Raw genomic sequence first — 24,388 nt, 5'->3', positions numbered from 1 at the left:
AGACCTTGATTCGCTGCTGCCGACACAGAACTCGCTCTGCGGAGACGGGGGCCGCGGCTTCGCTCGAAGACGCCTGGTCCACCATCTACCGACTCAACACCACTCTGAGAGACTCGCCCGTGTCGTCACGCCCCCTTTGAAAGGTGATCCTGACGGCCCACTATGCGGTATGTTGCTGCTGGAGCTGCGATGTCCGCTGCTGCGCGGATTGTGCCTCACCTCGTCAGACGGGTAGCCGCACCGACCGATTGGGGCTCTGTGGAGGTCGTCGCATCGATCATGGGCCCTCCACTTGATAGCCCTTCGCCGGGCTGCCGGCTTTCCCGCATTGCGGGCTGATTTTGATGTTGCAGAAGAATCCGGAAGATGAGTCCGTGCGTGATCAGCAGTAGGGGTACAACCAGAGTCGGAATGAAGTAGGTCGCGCCCAACTGTCCCGCCACGAGCCCGGCATCATTGGCCTGATAGAACGCGTTCAGGAGATCTGCCAGGCCCCAACAGTTGAAGATCCAGGCGACCACAATGCCGGCCGCGCGTGGCAACAATACCAGTGATAGCGACGCGAGTGTCGCCGCAGCGAGGTCCCCGTAGGCGGCGGAATACGCGAAGGCAGACGGCAGTTCGGGCGACACGACGCCTGGGACGAGGAATGCCAACCCAATGAAGCGGAAGCTGTGCAGGATGAGAAGAGGCCGCAGCGCTTCGACTGGTCGCAGGAGACGGAGTTTTGGCCAGACGTATCGCCTGGTGACGATTCCCCACGTGCTGAAGCTGAATGCGATGCTAACGAAAAAACAGAGCTGGGGCAGCATGAGACTCTCCTTTGGTACGAATTCCCGCGATCGCTCGTGAGGAACTTAAGCGCGCAGCGTGCGTAGCTCTGTGGTCACAGCGCCTCGCTCCGCGTGAGCCATGGCATGCTCGCGCAGCCAGACCTCGGACTCAGAAGCAAACTGCGGTTCTGACGGAAACGGACGGCGTAGTTCACGGTCGTAGCGCTCGAGATCGAAACCGGCGCTGAGCGGGGCGAACACGAACTGCGCGAACTGGCGAAGCCAATTGCCAGGCGTCCGCCGGTTGCCTGGAAGCGCCGCGTAGCGACGCGCGATCGTCTCGAAGTCCTCGGCTGGCTGACCAGTCAAATCGAGCACGTCCGTGGTCGGAGCGCCCAGCTCAAAAGCCCCGCGTTTGTGATCGTCAATGTAGTAGCGAACGCCGCTGATCAGGTCGATCGGCAAGCCGCCCATCCGGGCAGCCTTCATGAATAGCCAGATCGGCATCGGCACGACCTTGACCGATCGCCCGACGGCCCGGCCGATCGCCTTGGCCATGTCCCCCGCGCCAAGGAGTTCCGGTCCAGTGGGGCGGTAGCGCTTCCCGGCGTGGCGCGCAGGATCCATCAGGGCCGCGACGGCGACTCGCGCGATATCCTCGTTGGACGGTGGCGCGTTACGGCTATCGCCATAGATCCAGGGAAATACTCCGAGGTGCGCAGCAAATCCAGTCAGTGCGAGGTAGGCGTCAGCGAAGAAGCCCGGCCTCACAATCGTATGCGCGACTCCCGGCGTCATCGAGAACAGCCGATCGACGAGCCAAAGCTGCCGGGTCATGAGGGCGGGATGCGAGGGACTCGACAGCCACTGGGTCAGGCTAACGATGTGTTCGAGCCCGGATTCCCTGGCGGCGACGGCGAACGCGACCGCGCCCTGAATCATGTAGGGATCGAAAGGCGGACAAAAGTAGGCGCGCTGAACGTCTTTCAGCGCGTCGGCGACGCGCTCGACGTCACTCATGTCGACGACCGCTATCTCGGCCCCCTGCGTTTTCAGTCGCACGCTGCGGCCATCTTCCCGGCGCACCATGGCGCGTACGGGATAGCCGGCCTTCAGCAGTTCGGCAACGACGACGCTGCCGGTCTTCCCGGTCGCGCCGGTTACGAGGATCCTTGGCTTGAGCACGATCGCCTCCGAGCAGTCGTGGTACTCATAAGTACCAGATGGTTGCTCCAGTATGGTACTCTGCGGTACCGAATGTCAAGATAGACAATGATGACCAAGGTATCGCTGTCAAAGGACCGCCAGGAAGGCCGCGACGAAACTGAGGTGCGCGCGCGTATTCTCGATGCAGCCTTTGCGTCGTTCATGACGAGTGGCTACGCGGCGACCAGCACGCTTGAGATCGCCACGCGCGCGCGGGTTTCGAAACGAGAACTTTATGCGCTGGTGGGCAACAAGAAGGAAATGCTAATCGCATGCATCAGCGCGCGCGCCACGAGACTGCAGGTACCCGCTGACTTGCCTGTGCCGCACGACCGCGAGACACTCGCGAACGTATTGACTTCCCTCGGGACGCAGCTCGTCCGCGAGATCACCGATCCAACGGTCATCGCGGTCTTCCGACTGGCAATCGCCGAGGCGGTCCACGCGCCCGAGGTGGCGCAAGCGCTCGACTCGACAGGGCGAGAGACAAGTCGTGCCGCCTTGCGTCAAATCATGGCCCGGGCTCAGGCGTCCGGACTTCTGAATGGCCGTCCTGCCGACCTTGCCGAACAGTACGGCGGGTTGCTGTGGGGTAATTTGATGGTTAGCCTGTTGCTTGGCGTCGCCGAGCGGCCGAACTCACGCGAAGTCGCGGCACGTGCCCGCAACGCCACAGCTGTCTTTCTTCAACTTCATCCGCTCCCGTAGCGCTGCGATGCCCCGCCAATACATCTAATGCGTGGATGATCCATCCGATGCCACGCCATCTGGCAATTCCGGGAACGGCTCCCGGGTGACCGCTATCGAGAAACCCGCGAGGCGAGCTTGAGTGACAGTTCTGGCCGACGACTGCTGGGCGTTAAGGTTTATTCGATGCCTGCCATCGGCCGCAGGAATGTGCCTGCCTCCGCGCATGTCAACAGGCGTCGATAAACCCTGAACGAAACCCGCCCGATACTCAAAGCACGGATGTCGGCCTTAGCCGACGTTCAGCGACAGGTGTCGGTGCGTCGACTGCGGGTTGATTTGCCGCCATTCACCAACCGGCGTCGGCGAATGGCAGCTCTCACCTCCGTCGAGCGGGTCCCCATGATGCGGAACGGACGCCTGAATGTCTGAGCGACGGTGCGAGCGATTGACGCTTGGCCGTATCCGGAAGTTCGATGTCGAACCCCCGTGGTTGAGACAGGCGTCCCCTCGAATATCCAATGCCGACCCTTTCGGAGACTGCGACCCTCCGACTGGCACCGGCGGATTCACATAGTGGCTGCAGGTTCTGCTCGCTACCAAGTGCCGGTTCGCCCTCTTTTCTGCACGACTGAGAAAACTAAAGAGGCTCTACACGGCTTTGTTCCGGTTCGCGCGATCCAATACGCACGCTCACCACAACACACGGTTCGAAAAGCAGGCCGAACGTGATGCTGATTTTCCACGAAACGCAAATGCCACAGAAGGCGCAAGTGATGTAGATTAGGATCTCGTTACGACCCACCACTGTATCTTCGAATCGGTCGCCATCGGAGTTAGTTCTGAAGTTGCACAGGAGCCGGCGTGAACACGAAGCATAGCAAGAAGGGGCATCTCGAAGCCGCGGCGTCACACCACGAGCAGGCCGCGCGACATCACCGCGAGGCTTCCCGGCATTTCGAGGAAGGTCGAGACTTTGCTCACGCCGCACATCAGGCGATGATGGCCCATGGCCACACGTTGCATGCGATCGATCACGCACACGACGCTGGTGCGCACAGCACCAATACGCCGTCGATAACGCCTCCATCGACCGGCTCAGGCGTAAGTGCCGCGGACGTGGCAAAACATCATGCGGCGGCCGTGGAGCTTCACACGCAGGCGGCGCAGCATATGCGCCACGCTGTCAATCTCTTCGATCAGGATCGTAGCGCGGTCTCCCACGACGCACAGCTAGCACTCTCCCTCGCACTGCGCGCTTTGTCCCATGGCAACGAAGCAGCCAGACTCTTTGTCAAGCTCGCTGTCAATGGTGCTTCGTGAGTTAAGGTTGGTTGAATTCAAGCCGGTCATCCCGTACGGTGAAGTATTCGGAGTGGTGCGGTATCCGTTTACACCGCCTATTGAGCGCACCGAACGCTGAAACGCTTTCTGCACGGCATGCACGCCGTAAAGCACCAGGTTGTCGCGCGGATCTACGGTCGTGGGCCTGCCGTAAAGATCCGCGCATTGATTGGTATGGAGCAATCCAGCGTGCCACTCTCGACTAGACCTTTCGCTCCAGCAGGTCTGTTGCGAAAGACTTTGCGTGCGCTACGGCCTCGTGCGCGTCGAGGAATACTCCGAGCTGCTCCCAGCGTTCCTCGACCCCATATGTTCCTTTCATACCGAGTGCCCTCTGAACGAGCAATCGCGCTGCGTACCTGCCGTCCTCCAATGGTCGAGCTGTCGCTATTACCTTGTGCGGAAGGTCGGATCTTTCTAGCTGGACCAACTCGACAGGACCGCCAGGTACACCGATATCTTTCAACTCGTTCCTGACTTTGCAGTCCGGGCAGTAGAAGCACCACCCCTCGTCCTCGTGATTGGATCTGACCTGCCCGCGAGCCAGCACGGCACGACATTCAACGTTTTCGCAGATGAACGGCATAGCAGTTTCCGGAGTTGTTTGAAAGAAATCCTAGCATGTCCGCCGACGGCCAACCATCGACATTGTTGCCTGCCTGAGGCTAAGGAAAACCCTCAAACGCGAGCCGGTGAGGTCGCGTCAGCCTGCCGCATAGTCGCCATGATCAGGTATAGACCACCGCCGATCGCCCCAGCAGGTGATCCAGGTCGAACCGATGGCCATCAGTGCCCTGAATGGGCCCCGCGCGCCGTCGACGCCGGCCTCCCTGGTTTGGTTGAGCACCCGCTCCTCGGAATGCCGTGGCTGAACGCAGGATGTACCGCCTACCCCTCTGCGTTCCGCAAGACAGCAATTGAAGGGAAATGCATAGTACATGCAGGATTCTTTGCATTGTGATCGTCACCATGGCGACCAATGGGTGCATGGCTGCGGACGCGGCAAGTACGTGCGCTCCAGCATTGCCCGAAGTCGATGCACAACATGACTTTAAGATCCGGCCCGACTATAGCCTTCTCATCTGGACCGTTCGCCGCCTTTCTGCTGCGTTGAACCGTGCAGCGAAGGGCCTCGACCTCCGCTGCACAGCGCAGTATCACTCGCGAGACCGGCCGACGTGATGCTAAGTGCGGTGCCTGTGCCCGTGGCCGGCACACACAACACCGTGTCGCGGGATCCCCCGTGATGCAATGCATGTATAGACCCGACGCCTTTTGCAAGCTTGGGGATGATGCCGAGCCCGGTTGCAGGCCGACCGAACCGGGCGTTGTCGGCAGCGGTAATAAAGTCTCACGTCATCGCGAGCTCAAAGCCACCGCCAAGCGCAGAGCGCAAAGCCCGCGATAGCAGCAATTGCACGCTTGCGCACCGGACATATCGTTTCTCAATTGCGCATGATGAAGTGCGCGCTTTCCGACCTCAGCGAAGTCAAGGTTCGCTATCGCGGCGATATCTGCGCCTGCAGCGAACGACTCACTGCCAAACACTACAATGCAGCCGATGCAATCGCCCGCATCGTATGCAAGCAGTGCTGCGCCGGGTTCATCCACCAGCACGTCATTGAGCGCATTCGGCTGTTGCGGCCGATGCAAGGTGATGACACGGGCTCGAAGAACACCATCGCCAGGTTCGTGGTAAGGATCTTGTCGTAGTGCGTTGAGGAACCCCTTGATTCTGTCAAGGCCCTGAAGCGCTCGCCACGGGTCACGCACCCATGACGTCCGGCGGATGCTTCGCCACATAACGCCCCGGATCGTCGCCGAGCATGCCGTCGGTCCAGTAGCTGCGCTTGTTCTTCGACGCCGGATTGATCACGCCCGCTATATGTCCACTCGCACCGAGCACGAACTGCGTCTCGCCGCGCACGAGTTGCGTCGAACAATACGCGCCCTTCCACGGGACGATGTGATCCTCCTGCGTGCCGAAGATGTAGCTCGGCATGTCGATGTGCCCAAGGCCCACCGGCGTGCCGCACACGATGAGCCGTCCCGCCTTGCACAGGTTGTTCCCGAGATACATGTTGCGCAGATACCAGCCGTACATCGGTCCGGGCACGTTGGTGCCATTGGCGTCCAGTAGAGCAGATCGAACGCCTGCGGTGCGCCGCCCTTCAGATAGTTGTTCACGACGCGACATCGTCGTGGCGACCGCGCCGTCTACACGCAGATGCGGCGCCCGCGTGAAACCATACCACCCGCTGTCAGCCAGCGCCTGTTGTCGCACCCAATGCCGACATTGGGGCAGGTTGGGCTCTACGTCAGCAACATGGCGGATTGCTGACGGTGGCAGCATCGACCAGCCGGAGGGCAGCCTCCGGCATCAGCGAACTCACGCTCCCGAACCCATACCAGCCGCTGACACCGTGAGGGATCAACGACCGCTTAGGCCGATCAGCCGACGGACTCCGCCCTTTCCCTCGCACGCGCGGCGCCCGACCTAGGAGGATTGCAGTGATAAGGCGCGGGTTATCACGGCAACGGACACGCGGGGTGGCGGATCCGCCTTGGAGTCAACGGGTGGCCCCTTAGAACCTTCCGATGACGGCTGCGGCTACGGCACCAGCCGAGCTACGGAGCCTGTCTGTTAGTTCCTGAAGTAATCTGCCGATTCGTCGAATGTGCTTTCGGTCGGCTCTCGGGCGTGTCGTGCGGTTTTCAATGGGCGGGATAGCGATCGTCAATGCTGACTCTTGGGGGCGTTCCCGAGCCGATCGAGGCATCGTCACCAAAGCTAGTCAGCGGAAAACGACAGCCGAGAAACGCCGCCGTTCAATGCAGGCAGCAAACTGCAGGCGTGCGTGTGGCTTTCCTTGCCACGGCCATGACAAGGCCCATGCAGCAGCAAACGGCTTCCTTTCCGGACCATGTGAGTTTGTAGCCGGGACCGCCGCAGCGCGCGCGCAAGTCTGACGGAGCCTTGTTTGTCGATGCACGAGAACATCAATGATTGGAAACATGCGTAATGAGCACGTCCCTGACTAAGGCACTCGCAGCGGCCCGGCAACGCGGAAGAGATCGCGCGATTGCTGTGTTCAACCAGCCGGATAACCTCCGACTCGAGGACGCGGCCGCTTATGCATACATCGAACCGGCGATTATCGATGCAGCCAGGGAGCGCGGCGAAGTCTACGCGCTCGTATCTCCAACGCGTCCGCGCGAGCTCCGATATCCCCGCTGGCAATTTGACGCACCGGCTGGCCGTCTCGCTGCGGCTCTTCGGCCGTTTGTCCATGCCCGCAAGAACTGTTTTGTCATTCATCATTTCATGCTGCACGTGCAGACTACCGCGTCAGGTCCCACTTCGATGCAGATCATTCTCGACACCAACGCGAACATTGATGCGTTGATTCAGCTGGCAATAGGTTACATGCATGCTGATCAGGGAGCGTCTTGAGCCGATTCATCTTGACGAACGCTTTACGATGCGGACGCATGACGCACACTCGATGGCCATGCAGAGTTTCGTCCCGACCTTGGCTTTCTATAGAGATAACTCTCGATAGTAGCGGTAATGAAGGCCTTCGTGCGCAGACGTATTCGGCTGCGCCGCAAGAAATCGAACAAGCGCAGGGATTTGGTTGGACCTTTTTTGCAGGAGGACACCCTTAGAGCGGAGCGGCTCGCAGGAAGCGGCACCATCACGTGTGACATCAAGGTCTCGGACGTGGATGGAATCTCGGAAGCTTTCGAACCGGAGAGTAAGCTGAATGCGTTGGAATCGCATGCTGTCACGCTTGGATAGACGATCATGAACAGTGCACCCGAGCATAGTTCTACTGCCTACCGAGAAAACCATCCTAGGTGACTTCGTCGATGTACATGATAACAATTAACGATATTTCGACTGCGCATTATTGCGTTAATGGAATTATGTTCATTGACGCAAGAATTTGATGTTCTGCGGCTCCGACAGCGGGGGCGAGCGGGCAGCCGCAATGTATTCGCTCATCGGCAGTTGCAAACTCAATGGTGTCGTTCCACGCGCTTATCTGACCTACGTGCTTACTCACATCGCCGAGCACAAGACCAATCATATCGACGAACTGTTGCCATGGAACCTCGCAGACCGGCTGCGCAAGTCAGCCGACCCATCAATCGGTGCGCCGTAAGGACGGCAATCACGGGAGATCCAGATACATCCTGTCCATGATTAGAGATCGCGGACAGGATCTCCCCCGATCTCTCCGTTAGACCCGTCATCATCGACGCGCGCGCGAAAGTCAGCTACGGTCGTCGCGAAGTGCTTACCAATCATGGCCTGCTTCCTGAAACAGCTAAACGGCGAACAGTGGACGGGGACGCGCCCTCACCTGCCGGACGCGCGCGAGGTCCGTGGTACGTCAGACAGCATTCAGAGGGATCTTGAGGTACCGCACTCCGTTTGCCTCTGGCGGCGGAAACTCACCGGCGCGGACATTGACCTGCACCGCCGGCAGGATCAGCGTGGGCATCGCCAGGGTCGCATCGCGTGCCTGGCGCATGGCGACAAACTGCTCTTCGCTTACGCCGTCGTGCACGTGGATATTGCGTTCCCGCTGTTCGCGCACCGTGGTTTCCCATGCAGGCCCGCGTCCTTCGGGCGGATAGTCATGGCACATGAATAGCCGCACGTCGGCTGGCAGGGCCAGCAGCTTGCGGATAGAGCGATACAGTTCATGCGCATCACCGCCTGGAAAGTCGCACCGCGCGGTGCCGACGTCGGGCATGAAAAGCGTGTCCCCGACAAACACGGCGTCCCCGATCTGGTACGCCATGTCGGCAGGCGTGTGCCCGGGCACATGCATCGCCCTGCCCGTCAGACCATTGATGGCAAACATCTCGCCATCCTCGAAAAGGTGGTCGAACTGCGATCCGTCCAGACGGAACGCCGGCTCGAGGTTGAAGAGCGTCTTGAAGACACCCTGCACACGCCGGATGTGCTGGCCGATCGCAATGCGCCCGCCCAGTTCGCGCTTGAGATACGCAGCAGCAGAAAGATGGTCGGCGTGTGCATGTGTTTCCAGTATCCATTCGACGCGCAGCGCACGCTCACGTATGAAATCGATCACCTTGCCGGCACTGGCGGTGGAGGTCCGTCCAGCCTTGGGATCGTAGTCCAGCACCGGGTCGATGATGGCGCATCCGGCATGACCCTCTGCAAACACCACGTAAGTCACGGTCCAGGTGGCGGGGTCAAAGAAAGGATGAATGGTCGGTGGCATGGCTATCTCCGGGGAATGAAATCATTCTATTCACATACAATATATCGTACAATATATTATGTTGAAATAGATTGAATCTCGACCATGAAAAGAACTCGTCTAACCATCGACCTCGCCACGATGCAGGCCGGCGCCGCAAATGCGTGCGCCCTGCTCAAGGTGCTCGCCAATCCCGACCGCCTGCTGCTGATGTGCCAGCTTTCCCAAGGCGAGATGTCGGTCGGTGAGCTCGAGGAACAACTTGGCATCCATCAGCCCACGCTGTCACAGCAACTGGGCGTATTGCGCGAAAACGACCTCGTAGTCACTCGCAGGGAAGGCAAGAACATCTTTTATTCGGTGGCGAGTCCGCACGCGCTCGCCGTGATGGCCGTACTTTATGAACAGTTCTGCCCGAAGTAGTAAGGAAGCGAATCATGCTGGTCGACCTTGGTCATTTCACACCGTGCCTCTCGTTGACAGGCGGGCTCGTGATCGGTATCGCGGCTGCCGTGCTGATACTGTTCAACGGGCGCGTCGCCGGCATCAGCAGCATCCTCGGCGGCCTGCTGGCCTGGCCGCGCGATGACGTCAACTGGCGTCTCGCGTTTCTGGCGGGGCTCGTCGGCGCACCGGTCATCGCAGGACTGCTGGGCAAACCTGCACAGGCAGAGATCGAGGCGAGCTGGGGCGCGATCCTTGCGGCCGGGTTTCTTGTCGGCATGGGTACCCGCTATGCCAGCGGCTGCACCAGCGGCCACGGAGTATGTGGTCTCTCCCGAGGGTCTGTGCGCTCGCTCATCGCCACCGCAACCTTCATGGCCGCAGGATTTCTGACCGTCTTTGTACAACGTCACCTGATCGGAGGCTGATATGGCAGCCCTCAAGACAACGCTCATTGCGCCGGTTACGGCATTGCTCGCCGGTCTTCTTTTCGGGGTTGGCCTGATGGTGTCAGGCATGGCAAACCCGGCGAAGGTGCTGGGTTTCCTCGATCTGGCCGGCCGGTGGGACCCGTCACTCGCCTTTGTGATGGCTGGCGCCATTGCGGTCGGCTCACTTGCATTTTTCGCGGCCAGACGCCGTGACAGGTCATATCTTGGGTTGCCGATGCAACTTCCCGTCAGAACGGCCATCACGCTAAGGCTGGTTCTGGGTAGCGCCGCCTTCGGTATCGGCTGGGGACTGGCCGGTTTCTGCCCGGGTCCCGCGCTCGTTGCGCTGGGCGCTGGCTACCCCAAGGCCGTCGGTTTCGTGGCGGCAATGGTTGCCGGCATGGCCGTCTTCGAACTGATCGAGCGGACGAAAGCCACGACACAACGCGCGTGAGCGCAATCTGCGCTACCCGCGAAAGACTCGCAGTTGAATAAGCAGAGGTTATCACGGCAATCACTTTCACGATGAGGAGTCATCGGACCGGTGTCGACCCGTTGCTGACGGTCGATATCCTAGAATCTATGCGGCCCGTTTTGAAGTGTAGCGGCCATTCACCGGGTCACCTTGCCGACGAGATCTCGCCATAGCCGACGCTCGGCGACAGGCGGCGCACTCTTGAAACTGGGCGAGTGGAAAAGCGGCAGGACCCACCTAGAGGAAGCAATGAAAGCGATCGAATCAGCCCGCAACGAATATCATCGGGCCGACACCGCTAGGTCGCCCCCTGCTTTGACGATGCGCTCCAGTCGATCGTGCAACGGATCGAGGAACGCAGTGGCTTCATGGAATCCCCCTATCTGCACACCGCGTCCGGAGGCAGCGTTCACGCGCACCGGTGGGATATTCGATAGAGCTACGCGGTTTTCTGATGGGACAGCGAGTCGGCAGCGGCCAAACATGTATCACGAGCCGAGCTCGGTAACACGCCCTTGGCTCAGGCAAACGCCCTGGTTGCAGCATGATACGCGCGCCGACAGGATCAGTAGGAAGACCGACACTTGGGGGCGAATCATCCATGCATCGGGCGACCTAAGCGCGAAATGGTCATGAAAAGGCGGCCCCGTTTCTTATCAACGTGACTTGCCAAGGCTTTAAATTGCAGCCTATTCTACCTATCTTACTGATGCGAGTGCAAAACCTTGCCATGCTCAACCTCAGGGTTCGGAACGACTAGATGTGCAGTAATCAGCGTGTACCAGGAGCGGAACGCGTCGCGCCGTATCGCGGCGCTACCACGTCAGTATCGTTGTCAATGGATGAGGAGTATGTCATGCCGAATACCATATTCAACACTGCAGGCGACGCGCTGAAGAGCCTCAAGGACAACAAGTTCACTTACACCAAGTGGGACAAGACGGCTGGAAAAGCGGTCACCGCGACTCCGCTGGCACAGCACAGGACCTATCTGGAAGACTTTGGCAAGATCGCTCACTTTCTCTGCGATACGGAGAACTTCAAGCGCGAACTGAACGCGGTGTCGGTCGACATGTGGAACGCATATCGTGCCTTTAACCCACAAATGCGCAACAAGTTTACGCGCGCGATGGGCGTGGTGGCGCGCAGCATGAATTTCCGTTTCGAGAATCGCTTTACTGCCAACACGGCACCCAACGCGCCAATCGGCATCATGCTCATCGGGGGTGACCCGCAACTCGGCTATATGCTACGCAATAAGCTTTTCTGGAAGGACAGCATGGATTTGCGTCATGGCGAGCATGCTCATAGCCTTCAGTGGCTGGCCATCGCCAAGTGGGGGGGCACCGTGACTGCCGCTGCAGACCTGTATGCGCTGACGGCCGACTATCGCGCTCCGTCCAAGGACGACCGCGCGCCTGATCGTTCGATGATCCTTTGGCAATGGCTGACCGACTGCTTCCCCTCCGACATGAAAAGGCTTGCTACCTCCAGTTTCCTTAACAACGAAACCCTGGAATCCCAGTCTTTCCGTGCGCCGCAGGTCGTCATGGATCATCTGATGACTACCGGCTCTGGGCCGATCGATGGTCACTTCCTTTCCAACTATCTGTACTACCGCTACAAGAACCGCAACTGGCTGACGACGAAAACCACCACCACCTGGACCAAGACCGGCCCAGAAGTACGCACGGAGACCACCAAGCTGCACACCGGTGATCCCAAAACCCATCGTGCCGACGGACGCGCTACCAGGGGCTGGAACCCAAGTCCGTCCGTGCCGAACGCGCGCTTTATCCGGGATGAGGTTAACCACACGGCGCAAGCCGCACGCGTTGTCAACGCGGAGAATCAGATCGCGGTGCAGTTCCACGGTCAGGCCGGGCATCTCACCTACTTTTACATCGATTAAGGATCGCTTCACGCTACCTGTTCACAATGCGCGTTGACGCATTTGCTTTTGTTCGCGCCTCCTGAGTCACCATTGCGATTGCTTGACGCCCAGCCCCGGCCTCGAAGCCTGTCCCGTCGCTCGCTTCGAGTTAGAAACTTGCACGTTCCTCGATTGGCCTTGAACCGTTCCGCGCGACCGCCATCTTTGCGGATCCGGGGCAAACCACGCAGAGGCATGACCAAATCTCAAGTTATCTTCGACGTCGGGTGCGCACCAAAATTCCGTCATTAGATAACGCTAATCAAACGTCGCTTCATGGCCGAAAGCACCGGTTCAATGAGAGTGTCGTAGATCTGCCGCGGAAATGTTCAACGAGAGCTCTCGGGCGACTTCGTGAATGAGTACGGTCAACCCATTGCGGCCATTGAAAATTCTAGAAAGCAGACTGCTGTCTATCTACTTTGCGGAGATCCGTCGAGGAGCGGCAGGCCGTACTGACTGTTGCTCACGCGTGGCGGGCCTTCGGGCTTTTTTTTCCTTTGCGTGAGACTGAGCCCTGGCTGACATCCTTTGGCAAGCGCCGAGGATTGCCAAGGAGTTTGACCAGCCGTGTCTGTTTAGGTCCCGAAAAATGTTTTTTCGGACTCCGTCTCTTTCATAAAAATGAAGGATTTAACTTTTCCTTCAAAACATTCTCAATGTGTCGGCTTTTCAGACAGCATGTGTCTGATTCCTTTACATCGACACAGTCCGTCTCACTCCCAAACGCCTGTTCGCGCGGGCGGACCTGTATTTTTCCTTTTTCCAGCCGATAACCTGCTCATGACTGCCGTGTCGTGAAGCCGCCAAGTCAAGAACATCCGCAGGGCAGACGAATAGACCAAAATCCTACAAGTTCATTACCGTGTTTGTTCATAAACTTCTCACGCGGGTGACCGCCACTGCGGGCGGCCACCCGTTCATCGTCGGTGCACTGGGAACGCTGCTGGCTACCGGCTTGCTAGGTGTCAGTCTTCTGACACTGCTAGCCGCAAGGGGGACGGCAATCCAGCATGCCCATGGGACCTCCCGGAACGTCGCCGCTGCCATATCGGACAATATCTCGCATACCCTTGAATCGTCCGATCAGTCTCTCCAGACGCTCATAGCGACGCTACGCGAACCGACAATTCAAAATATGGAAGTCAATGTTCGACATAAGGTTCTTTTCAACCGGGCCGCAATTTCTCGCTACGTGACTGGAATAGGTTTGACGGACCAGTACGGAAACCTGATAGACGGTTGTTGCTCGAGCACCCATCACTGGAATTTTAGCGATAGAGACTATTTCCGGGTTCACCGGCAATCCCCAAAGGTCGGCCTCTATATATCGGCCGTCTATCGGGCGCGTTCCAGGGGCGAAGCGGTGTCCATCGCCCTGACCAGAAGGATTGACCGTCTGGACGGATCGTTCGACGGCGTGGCGATCGTCGCGATTGACGTCGCGTACTTTGGACAGTTGCTTGAGAATCTTGATGTGGGTCCCCACGGCGTCACAGCTATCATACGCACCGATGGCACGCTGGTTGCCAGAAATCCGCCATTAAAATCATCCCACCCTGTCGATTTCAGCCAATCGGCCACATTTCGACGCATGGCTGGCCAGGATTCCGGGTTCTATGCGGGGCGCTCATCGGCCGACGGTGAATTACGACTGTACACATTTCAGCGCGTGCCCGGCACGCCTTTGATCGCAGTGGTCGCTCCAGCGCTTGATGACGTCCTCACTTCATGGAAGCAGTTGTCGTGGATAGTTGGAATTTCAGCGTCCGCGATCGGCGTGGGCTTTTGCAGCGTGGTCTGGCTTCTTGCGTTCGCGCTAAGGGACCGCGTTGCTGCTGAGGGTCGCCTCACGGAACTCACGCAAATTGATCCACTCACAGGTCTCAGGAACCGACGCGCGCTTGACGACTGTCTCGCTAGCGAGTGGGCGAGACTACAACGCAACGACAGTTGCCTGTCAGTTTTGTACGTCGATGCCGATCATTTCAAGCAATATAACGACAGACACGGTCACGCTGAGGGCGACCGCGCGTTGAGGCACCTTGCTGAGTGCATTACAAAGCATGTGCGGCGCCGCAGCGATTGCGCGGCTCGATATGGCGGCGAAGAATTCGTCGTAGTGCTTCCTGACACGAATGCCCCACATGCTAAACGTGTCGCCGAAGCGATACGCGCGGAAGTTGAGAATGCGCTCTCTGAATGTCCACCGTTCACCGTAAGTATTGGATGTGCCAGCGGTACACGAGCCAGTCATGTGTCTCTCGGTGAGTTGACGAATGCGGCGGACCTCGCGCTCTATGAAGCAAAGCGCGCCGGAAGAAATTGCGTTGTCGGGAAGGCTATATCGTCAAAGGGAATGGACGACGGGACATGAACTTGCATGCGCCTTTTCGGGAGGACCGGTAAGCGTCTCGCAAAGCTTGCAATTACCCAGTTCTCTTTAGGGCGAGTTCACATCGGAGTTGAATGTCGATGAGGTGGTGTGGTGCAAATTCGGGCGCGAAACGCTACTCGACGCACGGTTCCGCGCTGAATATTACCGGGCGCGTCTGATCTTCCTTGAGGAAGTCACCAGAAAAGGTATTGAGGCAGTGTTCGACGAGCGCAAGAGACAACAAGACGTATCACAACCATCACGTGCGGGACCCAGCCTTACTGCCGCGCAATTGGCGCTCACACAAGTACGAAGGGATTTGCCCGGCAAATCCCCGCGTTATGTGATTGGGACGACCCATCATATCTATGCAGCAACCGTCGCGCAAGCACTCTGCCATCACGTTGCTCTCCTTGACAGCAGCAGCCAGCATATCGAGCCCGGCCGGTCCAATGTCACTCGGCGCCGGCTAGCGTATCAGACGCTGTTACGCCTTAGACTCCGGAGCGCCGGAGGCTTGCGGATCCTCGGCTGCCTCCTGCACATTGTCACTCTTCTTTTCGACAAGTGATTCCATCGCGCCGGCACCTTCGAAGCCGGCGACGGCAGCCGCCGCCTTTGTCAACAGACCTGCATCCGGATCAACCTTCTCGAGCGCTTCGACAGCCGCTACCGCACCCGCGATTTCGCCTACCTTATCCAAGATTCCCATTTCCTCACTCCCTAAAAAACTCATTGAACATCGACCGTTGAACATCCCTAGGGCCGCGACATCCCATACGATGTCACGCACGGTTTCCCGTTCCGCACGTCCGGCGGCAACCTCACCCACATCGCTGAAAAAGAAGCCGCAGCCACCGGCTGCGACTCGAACATGCCACTTGCGGTACGGTCATCGCAGCTTCATTCTCGGACGTTGCCCCGCATGCATCAACGCCGAAGTGGTGGATTTAACCATCCTTAACATCTGGCGACATCGTCCCGCTGCAAATTCATCAGCCAGGATTGGAGCAATCTGCGTGCGCATGTTTCAGCACAGTCGAAACTCAGCAAACCGGCATTCTTTCAACTAGCCGACTATACTGAAAGCAGTCGTTCCGGTTCAGGCGGCAGGCTCCAGACGGAACGCAGTGGCAATTGAGTCTGGCCGCAGGGGATTGCCATGTTCACGCATCTACTCGTGCCGACGGACGGCTCGGCACTCTCGGAATCCGCTATCCTGCTGGCAGTGACACTCGCCGGCGAAAACAAGGCGAAAATGACGGCACTTCACGTCATACCGGAGTTCCACGTTTTTGCGTACGGCCCGGAAATGCTTGCAGATACTGAGGAACGATTTCTTCAGGTCGCCCACCAGCACGCGGATGACTACCTCGGAGCTGTGATGAAAGAAGCGAGCCTCGCTGGCGTCGAATGCGAGACCGTAACGGCGACGCGAGCACATCCGTATGAAGCTATTATCAGCGTTGCAATTCAGCAGAAATGCGATCTCATCGTGATGGCCTCTCACGGTCGTCGCGGGGTACGGGCACTGCTGCTCGGCAGCGAGACGCAGAAGGTACTCACGCACAGCGACATTCCCGTGCTCGTGGTCCGGTCGTCTGTGACTCCCGAGGCGGCCAGTGGAAAGGAACACGGTACGCCCAGAGACCTAGGGCAGTAGACAAACGAGACGTTCATCATTGCACGCGCTGCTATCCCGGCTTGCATTCCCACGACGGCGCAGACCGGCAGGAAACGCAGAGATGATTGAGCCGGGCGCCGACCGTCTCGGCGCTCAGTCCACGCGACCGCAACGAATTGCCCAGATGGCGGCGATGGCAAGAAAAATCAGGCATGAGCTCCGCTGGGTCAGTACGCTTGACCACGCCAGTGTGGGACTGGTTGTCGCTTCGGCATGGCCTGCCAGATACAGGAGACTGCCTGAGGGCAACTGCATCTGCTTTTCCACGAACCACCATCTCAGCGTGAGGACTATCGACGCCAGTCCGCTGCCCACGAGAACGGCACCCAGCAGAGGGTCATGAAGCGCTGACACCCCGCCCGATTCAAGGCAGCGGCCAATGTGCCACACGACCGCGCCCACAACTGCGATCGAGAGAATGACAAACCAGCCCGGAAACCTCAAGCCGACTGCCACCAGGAATCCCACAAGCGTGACAAGCTGCGGCCACGTGCCGCGCACCAATGCCAGGCAGACTGCTCCTAACCCGTTCACTATTTCTCTCCCGCAATGCCTACGGCACGAATGCGTCCGGCCTCGAGCGTAGTGCCGTGAGAATGCCTCTTAACAGATCGATCGGTGGTGGCGGACAGCCCGGAATAGCAACGTCCACCGGAAGCAGGCCAGAAAGCGGCCCACACACGGCATAGCTGTTCCTGAAGATGCCGCCCGTGCACGCGCAGTCGCCTGCAGCAACCACGAGCTTCGGATGGGGTGTCGCGTCCCATGCCCGTCGGACCGCTTCCTTCATGTTCAGCGTGAGCGGACCGGTGACCAGGAGCATGTCAGCATGCCGGGGACTTGCGACGAATTTGATGCCGAGACCCTCGATGTTGTAGTAAGGGTTATTCAGCGCGTGAATCTCCAGCTCGCATCCATTGCATGAGCCCGCGTCGATCTGGCGAATGCACAGCGCGCGACCGAGCACGTCGAGAATCTCCTGCTGGATCTGCTGGTGTTGCGTGGTTATCCACGCGTCGTTCGTGTCCGGGACGGACCCGGCCGGAATGTCTGTGCGTGCGATCTGTTTGAGAAGTTGCCACATTACAGGTCGTGTCCCGCGTAGTTCAGGTTGAACGATTTGTTGATCAACGGGAAATCGGGAACGATATTGCCGATGATCGCGTGCTCCAGCGCCGGCCAGTTCTGCCACGATGGGTCATGGCAATGACACCGGGAAATGGTCCCGTTTTCACCCGTCTCGATTGCCACGAACACATCACCGCGCCAACCTTCGACCCAGCCGACACCGCAGGATGGCGACTGGCCGGTTTCTACTGGCGCGACGACGCCGCCGTCAGGCAGACCGTCGAGAAACGCGCCAATCAGCCGCAGCGACTCGTAGACCTCGTTGAACCGCACAGCGACGCGAGCAGCCACGTCGCCCCGGTTGTCGCACGCCATTTGAGGCTGGACTTCGTGATACGGCGCGTAAGGATGATCGACGCGAACATCGATGCCAAGACCACTCGCCCGCGCCGCCAGGCCGCACACACTGAAATGCGTGGCCACGTTCGCCGAGAGCTTGCCTGCACCTGCAAAACGATCCTGCAGTCCCGACTGCTCCTCGTAAATGCGCTGCATCACGCAGACCGCGTCTTCGGTTCGCTCGCACTGGTCAGCGACAATCTCGATGAACTCCGCAGCCATATCGCGCGCCACCCCGCCGGGCACGATCTGGTCCATCAGATAGCGATGTCCGAATACCCGGTCGTTCAGACGCAGCCAGTCTTCCTTCAGCCTGGAGAACTGCGCGAGCCCATAGGCGAAGCCGGCATCGTTGCCAAGCGCGCCGAGATCGCCCAGATGATTGGCGATACGCTCACGTTCGAGCAACAGGGCGCGCAGCCACTGCGCGCGCGGCGGAACAAAGACGTTCAGTGCGCGTTCGACGGCCATGCAATAGGCCCACGAAAAGGCGACCGTCGTGTCGCCTGCAATCCGTCCCGCCAGACGATGTCCGAGCACCACCGGCGTCTGTCCGAACAGCCGCTCGATACCCCGATGCGTATAACCGAGCCGCTCTTCCAGTCGCAACACCTTCTCACCGACGACGGAGAAGCGAAAGTGCCCCGGCTCGATGATGCCCGCGTGAATCGGTCCCACCGCGATCTCATGAACACCGTCTCCAGCGACCTGTATGAATGGGTAATCCGCTTCCTGTGATTCGAAGCGCTCGTTTCCGGACGACAGACTCTGAAGCGGAAAATAGTCGAATGGCCAGTTGCCGTGATTCAGCCACGGTCGCGTATCCGCCGCGCCCGTCGCGTGCAGCCCGAGCAGGTCGTAGACGGCACGCTGCATGCGCGACGCACACGGAAAGATGTTCGACAGGTCCGGATAGCTGGCCACTCCTTCCTTGCCCATCGCGACAGGCAACCGCACCCACAACAGGCCATCCTGCATCGCATAGGCTGCCGACACCACGAACGTGCCCGCAGCCGCTTCAGCACCCCACAACGAGATCAGCCGTCCGCGCTCCTCTCGTGCTGTGCTGGCGATGCGGACCCATGTCGCGGCGTCGGTATGTGCCAGAAAGGCGGACGCCCTGCCCGCAGACGCCGACAGCTGAACGAGGTCAGAAAGCCCGAGCGCGTCGATCCGCATGCGTCACCCCGCGATCATCGCCGCCGCCTGCCGGTACCACGTGGCAAGGTACGGTGGAATGTAAAGCCCCAGCATCAGACCAAAGCCGAGGTGAACGAATATCGGCAGGACTGCCGGCGGATGCTCAAGCACGGTCGCCGTCGTCTCGCCAAATACCATGTGCTGCACGCGCGCGAAGATGGTTGCGAACGCCACGGCAAGCGCGATGAGGAGCACAGGTGTCGCCCACGGCAGTTCGTTGATGGCCGTAGTCAGGATCAGAAATTCGCTTGCGAAGACGCCGAACGGCGGCATGCCAAGAATGGCCAGCGCGCCCAGCATCATGCCCCACCCAACGGTCGGGCTCACGCGCAGCAATCCGCGAATGTCGTCGATCGTCTGTGTTCGCGCCTTCTGGGCAGCATGGCCGACCGCAAAGAAGATCGCCGACTTGACGAGCGAATGCACGGTCATATGCAGCAGGCCGGCGAATGTCGCAGTCGGCCCGCCCAGTCCGAAGGCGAACGTCATCAGGCCCATGTGCTCGATCGACGAATACGAGAACAGGCGTTTCACGTCTTTCTGCCGCAACAGCGAAAAGGTGGCGACCAGCACCGACACCAGTCCGAACCCGATCAGCAGGCGCCCCGGCAGACCATTCTGCAAAGCCCCGTCGGCGAGCACCTTGCAGCGCAGTACCGCATACAGCGCCACATTGAGCAGCAGGCCGGAGAGCACGGCGGAAATGGGCGTAGGCCCCTCGGCGTGCGCGTCCGGCAACCAGTTGTGCATCGGCACGAGGCCGACCTTCGTGCCATAGCCGATCAGCAGGAAGACAAACGCAAGCGACATGATGGTGGGATCGAGCGCGCCCTTGACCGCGCTCAGGCTGGTCCAGAGCAACGCATCGCCGCCGCTGAGCTGCCGGCTTGCCGCGAGATAAAGCAGGATCGTGCCGAACAGCGCCTGCGCAATGCCGACCCCGCACAGGATGAAGTATTTCCACGCCGCTTCGAGACTAGCCGCCGTGCGATACACGCTCACGAGCAGCACCGTCGCGAGCGTCGCGGCTTCCATCGCGACCCACAGGATGCCGACGTTATTGGTGAGCAGCGCGAGCAGCATCGCGAACACGAACAGCTGGTACATGCTGTGATAGAGCCGCATGCGCGTCGCCGTCATCTTGCCGCGCCCCTGTTCGATCCGCATATACGGCCGCGAGAAAATCGACGTGGTCCAGCCGACGAATGCCGTCAGTGCAACGAGGAAGACGTTAAGCGGATCGACGAAAAAGAGCTTCCCGAGTGCAAAGGCTGGACCGTGGGCAACGGTTTGCGCGGCCAGCAGCATCGCCGCGATGAAAGTCAAAAAACTGAACGCGATATTCAGGCCCGGCGCCGACGCATGTTGCCCCACTAGCGCAAGGCATGCTCCCGCACACAGAGGAATGCCGAAAACCAGCACCAGAATCCAGGCGTCAGTCATCTTTGAGCTTTTCCAGGTGGTGGATATCCAGGCTGTCGAACTGCTCGCGAATCTGGAACATGAATACGCCGAGAATCAGGATGCCGACCAGCACGTCGAGCCCGATGCCGAGTTCGACGATCATGGGCATGCCGTTGGTCGCCGCCGCGGCCGCGAAGAAAAGACCGTTCTCCATCGAAAGGAAGCCGATCACCTGCGGTATCGCCTTGGAGCGAGTGATCATCATCATGAACGACAGCAGCACGCAGGCGAGCGCGATGCCGAGCGTGCCACGCGCAACCGAAGATGCGAGCTGGCTGACCGGCGTCGCTACGTTGAACGCCACGATAACGAGCACGATTCCGATGAGCAGCGTCGTCGGTATGTTGAGTAGCGTCTCGACATCGGTTTTCACGTTGAGGCGCTGCACCAGCCGGTACAGAATCCAGGGGATGAGCCCGACCTTGAGGACGAGAGTCAGCATCCCCGAGATGTACAGATGGACGTCATCGGTGACAAAGCCCAGAACGAGGTTGGCCAATACAAGCGCGATGCCCTGCAGCGTGTAGAGGTGAATCAGCGTCAGAATCCGGCGCTGGCTGAGCATCGCGAACGACACCATCAGCAGGACAGCGGCCAGCAGGTTGATGATCTGCGTCGAAAGACTGTGGAGACCGTGCATTCATGCCCCCAGCAGAAAGTGGACGAGCATGCCGATCACCGCGAGCAGAAAGGCCGTGGCGAGAAACTCCGGCACCCGGAAGATGCGCATCTTCGCGTTGGTCGTCTCCATCACGGCGAGCGCCGCGCCGCCCACCAGCAGCTTGACGAATAGCGCCGGGATTGCGAGCAGCAGTGCGACAGGATTCCCGGCTTCCGCGATGCCCCACGGCACGAAGAGCGCCAGTCCGATGCACGAGTAGGCAAACAGCTTGAGACTCGCCGCCCACTCCATCAACGCAAGATGCCGGCCTGAGTACTCGAGGATCAACGCCTCGTGGATCATCGTCAGTTCGAGATGCGTGGTGGGATTGTCGACGGGCAGGCGTGCGTTCTCGGCGAGCGACACCATCGTGAAGGCAATGCCCGCGAACGCGAGGCTCGGATAGATCGCAAGTTCCTGATGGCTCAGCGTGCCCACGATATGCGTCAGCAGCGTGGAGTGCGTGATCAGCGACGCGGAAAAAAGCACCATCAACAGCGCCGGTTCGGCAAGGAACCCCACCAGCATTTCGCGACGTGCACCCAGCGTGCCGAATGCCGTGCCGATATCCATTGCAGCAAGTGAAATCGTCACGCGTGCCAGCGCGAACAGCCCGACGAGTGCAATGGCGTCGGCGGCGGGCGACAACGGCAGGTCCGTCGAGAGCGTCGGCACAATGCCGCACGCAAGCGTCATGCAGCCCCAGATCACGTACGGCGCGCTGCGAAATACGGGGCTTGCGTGATGCGCGACGACCGATTCCTTGTTGAACAGCTTGTGCAGCATCCGGTACTGCTGCCAGATGGACGGCGCGCGACGATTCTGCAGCCAGGCGCGGCACATGTTGATCCAGCCAGTCAGCAGCGGTGCCGCCGCGAGCGCCAGCAGGATTTCGAACAGTTGCGAGAAGAGACCCGAGATCGTGATCATCGTCTTACCAGAATCAGCAGGGCGATGAGCACAAGAAAGCTGTACATCAGATAGACGGCGATGCGGCCCGCCTGGAGCAGGCCGGCGAGCGCCGCAATACGCCTGACAGTGCGTTCGATAGGCTCGTAAATCATCGCCCACGTGCGGTCCATTACAGCGACGCGATACGTGGGATGCGCGTCGAAGGGTGACGGAAGCTGCCGTTCGATCCTGAACACCGGCGCGAAGATTTCGCGGATCGGCTGGCCGAACCCTTCGGCCGTATCCTGCATGCGCGCATTCACGAACGGATGGCCGCACGCCCAGGGAATCGCGCGACGCAGCCGCCCATGATAGAACCGGCGCACCAGTATCCAGGCCAGCCCGCAACAGCCGACAAAGAACAGCAGAAAGACCAATGGCATGTAACTCGCGCGCCCGATATTCGTGGGCGCCAACAGCAACCAGCCATTCCGGGCGACTGCCGGCCCGATGCCCGCGCCGATCAGCGCCTGCGTCACACGATCGAGCACGGCCACGAACTGCACCGGCAGCAAGCCGAGCAGCACGCACATCGCTGCGAGCCAGACGAAGCCGACGCGCTCCCATGGGCTTGCGTCGCGCGCGTTGCTCAGCTTTGGCTCGCGTGGCTGCCCAAGGAAGATGATCCCGAAGAACTTCACCATCGTGTAGCCGGCGAGCGCGGCAACGAGTGCGATCAACGCTGCAACCAGCGGAATGATCATGTTCAGGAATGAATTCGGCAGGTCGGGCGTGAACAGGAAACTCTGCAGCAAGAGCCATTCGGACACGAACCCGCTCAAGGGCGGCAGACCGGCACTCGAAAGCGCGCCCAGCAACGCGACCCACGCGGTCCATGGCATGAAACGGATCAGGCCACCGAGGCGGCCGAGATTGCGTTCACCTGTTGCATGCAGGACGGAGCCCGTCGATATGAACAGCAGGCTCTTGAACGCGGCATGGCTTGCGATCTGGTAGAGCAACGCGGTAAGCGATAAAGCGGCGAGCGCCGGCATGTCGAACGCCCGGAACAGGACCGCGAGTCCCATGCTGACGAACATCAGACCGATATTATCGATCGACGAGTACGCGAGCAGCCTTTTCATGTCGGTCTGGATCGCGCTGAATACAACGCCGAACAGCGCGGTGAAAAGGCCGAGTGCCAGCATCACGACACCCCACCACGCGATCTGCAGGTGCAGGAGGTCGAAGACCGTCCTCAGCATGCCGTAAAGCCCTGCCTTCAGGACAAAGCCGCTCATCAATGCCGACACAGGCGATGGTGCTGCCGGATGCGCCTCGGGCAACCAGACGTGCAATGGGAAGATGCCCGCCTTCGCACCGAAGCCGAGTAGCGCCAGCGCGAACGCGACAGATGCCCAGAACATGCCCAGATGCTGTTGCCGCATGCCGGCAAACGTATAGTCGCCGGTACCCGCCTGCAGCAGCCCGAAACACAGCAGCAGCGCAAGCGCTCCCACATGCGAAATCAGGAAGTACAGGTAGCCGGCCCGACGGATCTCGGCAATACGATGGTTGCTCATGACGAGGAACGTTGCCGCCAGCGTCATCGTTTCCCACGCGACCATGAAGCAGTAGGCGTCGTTCGCCACGAGAACGAACGCGAGGCCCGCGAGGCACACGTGATATTCGAAGCAGAGCAACCCGGGGGGCGTGCCTTCACCTTTGCGGAAATAGCCAGCGGAAAAGGCACCGACGCCTGCGCTAACCATCCCGAGCACCGCCAGGAAGTACGCCGATAGACCGTCAAGCCTGACGTGAAACGGCAGCCCCGGCAGTCCCAGCGGCAGGATCGCCTCCTGAGGGGCGGAAAACACGCCTGCAATGCCCAGCGCGCAGAGCAGCAACCCGAACAATGCGCCTGCCGGGAACAGCCCGTGTGCGACGACTCGCGTGCGATGCAGACTGGTGAGCCCCAGCACGCCGACGACGAGCCAACCTGCGATCACGGCAAGCACGAACGGAAGGATGGTGAAAGAGGCCATCGTGCGTCGCTCTTTGCTGTATGCCTATTCGCGGCCCGCAGCCGCACCGGATGCGAAGCGATCAAC

At 59.8% G+C, this 24,388-nt stretch carries 24 protein-coding genes and 1 pseudogene; 11 read left to right on the top strand and 14 right to left on the bottom strand.

Translation table 11 applies throughout. From position 1 onward, the window contains the following. Positions 1 to 215: 215 nt before the first annotated feature. Positions 216 to 812: a hypothetical protein gene (locus C2L64_RS36115; protein WP_007589412.1), complete on the bottom strand. Its 597-nt coding sequence runs from the start codon at positions 810 to 812 to the stop codon at positions 216 to 218. A gap of 45 nt (positions 813 to 857) precedes the next feature. Continuing rightward, positions 858 to 1,958: an NmrA family NAD(P)-binding protein gene (locus tag C2L64_RS36110; RefSeq protein WP_007589413.1), complete on the bottom strand. Its 1,101-nt coding sequence runs from the start codon at positions 1,956 to 1,958 to the stop codon at positions 858 to 860. An 87-nt stretch (positions 1,959 to 2,045) separates the two neighbouring features. On the opposite strand from C2L64_RS36110, the gene C2L64_RS36105 reads away from it, so the two are divergent. Together C2L64_RS36105 and C2L64_RS53560 are read left to right on the top strand one after the other, a co-directional pair. Continuing rightward, positions 2,046 to 2,687 carry a TetR/AcrR family transcriptional regulator gene (locus tag C2L64_RS36105; RefSeq protein WP_007589414.1) on the top strand — a complete coding sequence of 214 codons (642 nt, stop codon included), beginning with the start codon at positions 2,046 to 2,048 and terminating at the stop codon, positions 2,685 to 2,687. Between the two features lie 843 nt (positions 2,688 to 3,530). Further along, positions 3,531 to 3,989, top strand: coding sequence for a hypothetical protein (locus C2L64_RS53560; RefSeq protein ID WP_007746718.1), 459 nt, complete (start codon positions 3,531 to 3,533; stop codon positions 3,987 to 3,989). A 223-nt stretch (positions 3,990 to 4,212) separates the two neighbouring features. Here C2L64_RS53560 and C2L64_RS55175 read toward each other — a convergent pair whose 3' ends face one another. The 3 genes from C2L64_RS55175 to C2L64_RS36085 all read right to left on the bottom strand — a co-directional run bounded on the left by C2L64_RS55175 (position 4,213) and on the right by C2L64_RS36085 (position 6,363). Further along, positions 4,213 to 4,596, bottom strand: coding sequence for a hypothetical protein (locus tag C2L64_RS55175; RefSeq protein WP_007589417.1), 384 nt, complete (start codon positions 4,594 to 4,596; stop codon positions 4,213 to 4,215). A gap of 770 nt (positions 4,597 to 5,366) precedes the next feature. Beyond that, positions 5,367 to 5,813: an enoyl-CoA hydratase-related protein gene (locus tag C2L64_RS55170; RefSeq protein WP_238554779.1), complete on the bottom strand. Its 447-nt coding sequence runs from the start codon at positions 5,811 to 5,813 to the stop codon at positions 5,367 to 5,369. Continuing rightward, positions 5,776 to 6,363, bottom strand: a complete 588-nt coding sequence (locus C2L64_RS36085; protein WP_341808980.1) for an alpha/beta fold hydrolase — start codon at positions 6,361 to 6,363, stop codon at positions 5,776 to 5,778. Before C2L64_RS36085 ends, C2L64_RS55170 begins: the two co-directional genes overlap by 38 nt. Positions 6,364 to 7,032: 669 nt before the next feature. Between C2L64_RS36085 and C2L64_RS36080 the strand changes: the two genes are divergently transcribed. The 3 genes and pseudogenes from C2L64_RS36080 to C2L64_RS36070 form a co-directional block, all read left to right on the top strand. Continuing rightward, positions 7,033 to 7,464 carry a hypothetical protein gene (locus C2L64_RS36080; protein WP_007589425.1) on the top strand — a complete coding sequence of 144 codons (432 nt, stop codon included), beginning with the start codon at positions 7,033 to 7,035 and terminating at the stop codon, positions 7,462 to 7,464. Positions 7,465 to 7,581: 117 nt separating this feature from the next. Continuing rightward, on the top strand, positions 7,582 to 7,812 hold the full coding sequence (locus C2L64_RS36075) for a hypothetical protein (RefSeq protein WP_007589427.1): 231 nt from the start codon (positions 7,582 to 7,584) through the stop codon (positions 7,810 to 7,812). 139 nt (positions 7,813 to 7,951) lie between these two features. Then, a pseudogene (locus C2L64_RS36070) lies at positions 7,952 to 8,179 on the top strand (transposase domain-containing protein); the annotation flags it as partial. Between the two features lie 231 nt (positions 8,180 to 8,410). Here the strand turns inward: C2L64_RS36070 and C2L64_RS36065 are convergent. Continuing rightward, a complete protein-coding gene (locus C2L64_RS36065; RefSeq protein ID WP_007589431.1) occupies positions 8,411 to 9,271 on the bottom strand; it encodes an MBL fold metallo-hydrolase in 861 nt (286 codons plus the stop codon). A gap of 84 nt (positions 9,272 to 9,355) precedes the next feature. On the opposite strand from C2L64_RS36065, the gene C2L64_RS36060 reads away from it, so the two are divergent. From C2L64_RS36060 to C2L64_RS36035, 5 genes are all read left to right on the top strand, one after another. After that, the gene (locus tag C2L64_RS36060) at positions 9,356 to 9,673 is read left to right on the top strand and encodes an ArsR/SmtB family transcription factor (protein WP_079491590.1); all 318 of its coding nucleotides are present in this window, start codon (positions 9,356 to 9,358) and stop codon (positions 9,671 to 9,673) included. A gap of 14 nt (positions 9,674 to 9,687) precedes the next feature. Beyond that, entirely contained in the window at positions 9,688 to 10,122 is a 435-nt protein-coding gene (locus C2L64_RS36055) for a YeeE/YedE family protein (protein WP_007741003.1), read from the top strand. 1 nt (position 10,123) lies between these two features. Beyond that, on the top strand, positions 10,124 to 10,579 hold the full coding sequence (locus C2L64_RS36050) for a YeeE/YedE family protein (RefSeq protein WP_009770022.1): 456 nt from the start codon (positions 10,124 to 10,126) through the stop codon (positions 10,577 to 10,579). Between the two features lie 877 nt (positions 10,580 to 11,456). Further along, positions 11,457 to 12,512, top strand: a complete 1,056-nt coding sequence (locus tag C2L64_RS36045) for a LirA/MavJ family T4SS effector (protein WP_007741000.1) — start codon at positions 11,457 to 11,459, stop codon at positions 12,510 to 12,512. An 886-nt stretch (positions 12,513 to 13,398) separates the two neighbouring features. Further along, positions 13,399 to 14,910 carry a sensor domain-containing diguanylate cyclase gene (locus C2L64_RS36035; protein ID WP_009770021.1) on the top strand — a complete coding sequence of 504 codons (1,512 nt, stop codon included), beginning with the start codon at positions 13,399 to 13,401 and terminating at the stop codon, positions 14,908 to 14,910. A gap of 487 nt (positions 14,911 to 15,397) precedes the next feature. Here C2L64_RS36035 and C2L64_RS36025 read toward each other — a convergent pair whose 3' ends face one another. Further along, positions 15,398 to 15,622, bottom strand: coding sequence for a hypothetical protein (locus tag C2L64_RS36025; RefSeq protein WP_009770020.1), 225 nt, complete (start codon positions 15,620 to 15,622; stop codon positions 15,398 to 15,400). A gap of 450 nt (positions 15,623 to 16,072) precedes the next feature. On the opposite strand from C2L64_RS36025, the gene C2L64_RS36020 reads away from it, so the two are divergent. Continuing rightward, positions 16,073 to 16,573, top strand: coding sequence for a universal stress protein (locus tag C2L64_RS36020; protein WP_009770019.1), 501 nt, complete (start codon positions 16,073 to 16,075; stop codon positions 16,571 to 16,573). A gap of 114 nt (positions 16,574 to 16,687) precedes the next feature. On the opposite strand, the gene C2L64_RS36015 is transcribed toward C2L64_RS36020, so the two are convergent. From C2L64_RS36015 to hyfB, 7 genes are read right to left on the bottom strand one after another with little or no spacing between them, the layout of a single operon-like run. Further along, positions 16,688 to 17,128 (bottom strand): hypothetical protein, encoded by a 441-nt coding sequence (locus C2L64_RS36015; RefSeq protein WP_039902076.1) that lies wholly within the window; start codon positions 17,126 to 17,128, stop codon positions 16,688 to 16,690. Between the two features lie 19 nt (positions 17,129 to 17,147). Further along, entirely contained in the window at positions 17,148 to 17,678 is a 531-nt protein-coding gene (locus C2L64_RS36010) for an NADH-quinone oxidoreductase subunit B family protein (RefSeq protein ID WP_009770017.1), read from the bottom strand. Further along, positions 17,678 to 19,240 carry a hydrogenase large subunit gene (locus C2L64_RS36005; protein WP_009770016.1) on the bottom strand — a complete coding sequence of 521 codons (1,563 nt, stop codon included), beginning with the start codon at positions 19,238 to 19,240 and terminating at the stop codon, positions 17,678 to 17,680. The genes C2L64_RS36010 and C2L64_RS36005 overlap by 1 nt, the downstream gene beginning before the upstream one ends. A 3-nt stretch (positions 19,241 to 19,243) precedes the next feature. Further along, positions 19,244 to 20,704 (bottom strand): hydrogenase 4 subunit F, encoded by a 1,461-nt coding sequence (locus C2L64_RS36000; RefSeq protein WP_007740975.1) that lies wholly within the window; start codon positions 20,702 to 20,704, stop codon positions 19,244 to 19,246. After that, positions 20,697 to 21,365: a formate hydrogenlyase gene (locus tag C2L64_RS35995; RefSeq protein WP_007740973.1), complete on the bottom strand. Its 669-nt coding sequence runs from the start codon at positions 21,363 to 21,365 to the stop codon at positions 20,697 to 20,699. The genes C2L64_RS36000 and C2L64_RS35995 overlap by 8 nt, the downstream gene beginning before the upstream one ends. Continuing rightward, positions 21,366 to 22,316, bottom strand: coding sequence for a respiratory chain complex I subunit 1 family protein (locus C2L64_RS35990; RefSeq protein ID WP_009770015.1), 951 nt, complete (start codon positions 22,314 to 22,316; stop codon positions 21,366 to 21,368). Beyond that, positions 22,313 to 24,322, bottom strand: coding sequence for a hydrogenase 4 subunit B (gene hyfB / locus C2L64_RS35985; protein ID WP_009770014.1), 2,010 nt, complete (start codon positions 24,320 to 24,322; stop codon positions 22,313 to 22,315). Before hyfB ends, C2L64_RS35990 begins: the two co-directional genes overlap by 4 nt. Positions 24,323 to 24,388 lie beyond the last annotated feature (66 nt).

This window comes from Paraburkholderia hospita (assembly GCF_002902965.1).
In the GTDB taxonomy this organism is placed as follows: domain Bacteria; phylum Pseudomonadota; class Gammaproteobacteria; order Burkholderiales; family Burkholderiaceae; genus Paraburkholderia; species Paraburkholderia hospita.
This window is presented reverse-complemented; position numbering and strand designations above follow the sequence as displayed.

Bases quoted from the DNA above. Each gene is read 5' to 3' on its own strand.
- C2L64_RS36075 (WP_007589427.1), top strand. From the start codon at position 7,582: ATGAAGGCCTTCGTGCGCAGACGTATTCGGCTGCGCCGCAAGAAATCG.
- C2L64_RS36025 (WP_009770020.1), bottom strand. From the start codon at position 15,622: ATGGGAATCTTGGATAAGGTAGGCGAAATCGCGGGTGCGGTAGCGGCT.
- C2L64_RS36010 (WP_009770017.1), bottom strand. From the start codon at position 17,678: ATGTGGCAACTTCTCAAACAGATCGCACGCACAGACATTCCGGCCGGG.
- C2L64_RS36080 (WP_007589425.1), top strand. From the start codon at position 7,033: ATGAGCACGTCCCTGACTAAGGCACTCGCAGCGGCCCGGCAACGCGGA.
- C2L64_RS36065 (WP_007589431.1), bottom strand. From the start codon at position 9,271: ATGCCACCGACCATTCATCCTTTCTTTGACCCCGCCACCTGGACCGTG.
- C2L64_RS55175 (WP_007589417.1), bottom strand. From the start codon at position 4,596: ATGCCGTTCATCTGCGAAAACGTTGAATGTCGTGCCGTGCTGGCTCGC.
- C2L64_RS36020 (WP_009770019.1), top strand. From the start codon at position 16,073: ATGTTCACGCATCTACTCGTGCCGACGGACGGCTCGGCACTCTCGGAA.
- C2L64_RS36050 (WP_009770022.1), top strand. From the start codon at position 10,124: ATGGCAGCCCTCAAGACAACGCTCATTGCGCCGGTTACGGCATTGCTC.
- hyfB (WP_009770014.1), bottom strand. From the start codon at position 24,322: ATGGCCTCTTTCACCATCCTTCCGTTCGTGCTTGCCGTGATCGCAGGT.
- C2L64_RS36000 (WP_007740975.1), bottom strand. From the start codon at position 20,704: ATGACTGACGCCTGGATTCTGGTGCTGGTTTTCGGCATTCCTCTGTGT.
- C2L64_RS36085 (WP_341808980.1), bottom strand. From the start codon at position 6,363: ATGCTGCCACCGTCAGCAATCCGCCATGTTGCTGACGTAGAGCCCAAC.
- C2L64_RS35995 (WP_007740973.1), bottom strand. From the start codon at position 21,365: ATGCACGGTCTCCACAGTCTTTCGACGCAGATCATCAACCTGCTGGCC.
- C2L64_RS36115 (WP_007589412.1), bottom strand. From the start codon at position 812: ATGCTGCCCCAGCTCTGTTTTTTCGTTAGCATCGCATTCAGCTTCAGC.
- C2L64_RS55170 (WP_238554779.1), bottom strand. From the start codon at position 5,813: ATGTGGCGAAGCATCCGCCGGACGTCATGGGTGCGTGACCCGTGGCGA.
- C2L64_RS36045 (WP_007741000.1), top strand. From the start codon at position 11,457: ATGCCGAATACCATATTCAACACTGCAGGCGACGCGCTGAAGAGCCTC.
- C2L64_RS36055 (WP_007741003.1), top strand. From the start codon at position 9,688: ATGCTGGTCGACCTTGGTCATTTCACACCGTGCCTCTCGTTGACAGGC.
- C2L64_RS36105 (WP_007589414.1), top strand. From the start codon at position 2,046: ATGATGACCAAGGTATCGCTGTCAAAGGACCGCCAGGAAGGCCGCGAC.
- C2L64_RS35990 (WP_009770015.1), bottom strand. From the start codon at position 22,316: ATGATCACGATCTCGGGTCTCTTCTCGCAACTGTTCGAAATCCTGCTG.
- C2L64_RS36060 (WP_079491590.1), top strand. From the start codon at position 9,356: ATGAAAAGAACTCGTCTAACCATCGACCTCGCCACGATGCAGGCCGGC.
- C2L64_RS36005 (WP_009770016.1), bottom strand. From the start codon at position 19,240: ATGCGGATCGACGCGCTCGGGCTTTCTGACCTCGTTCAGCTGTCGGCG.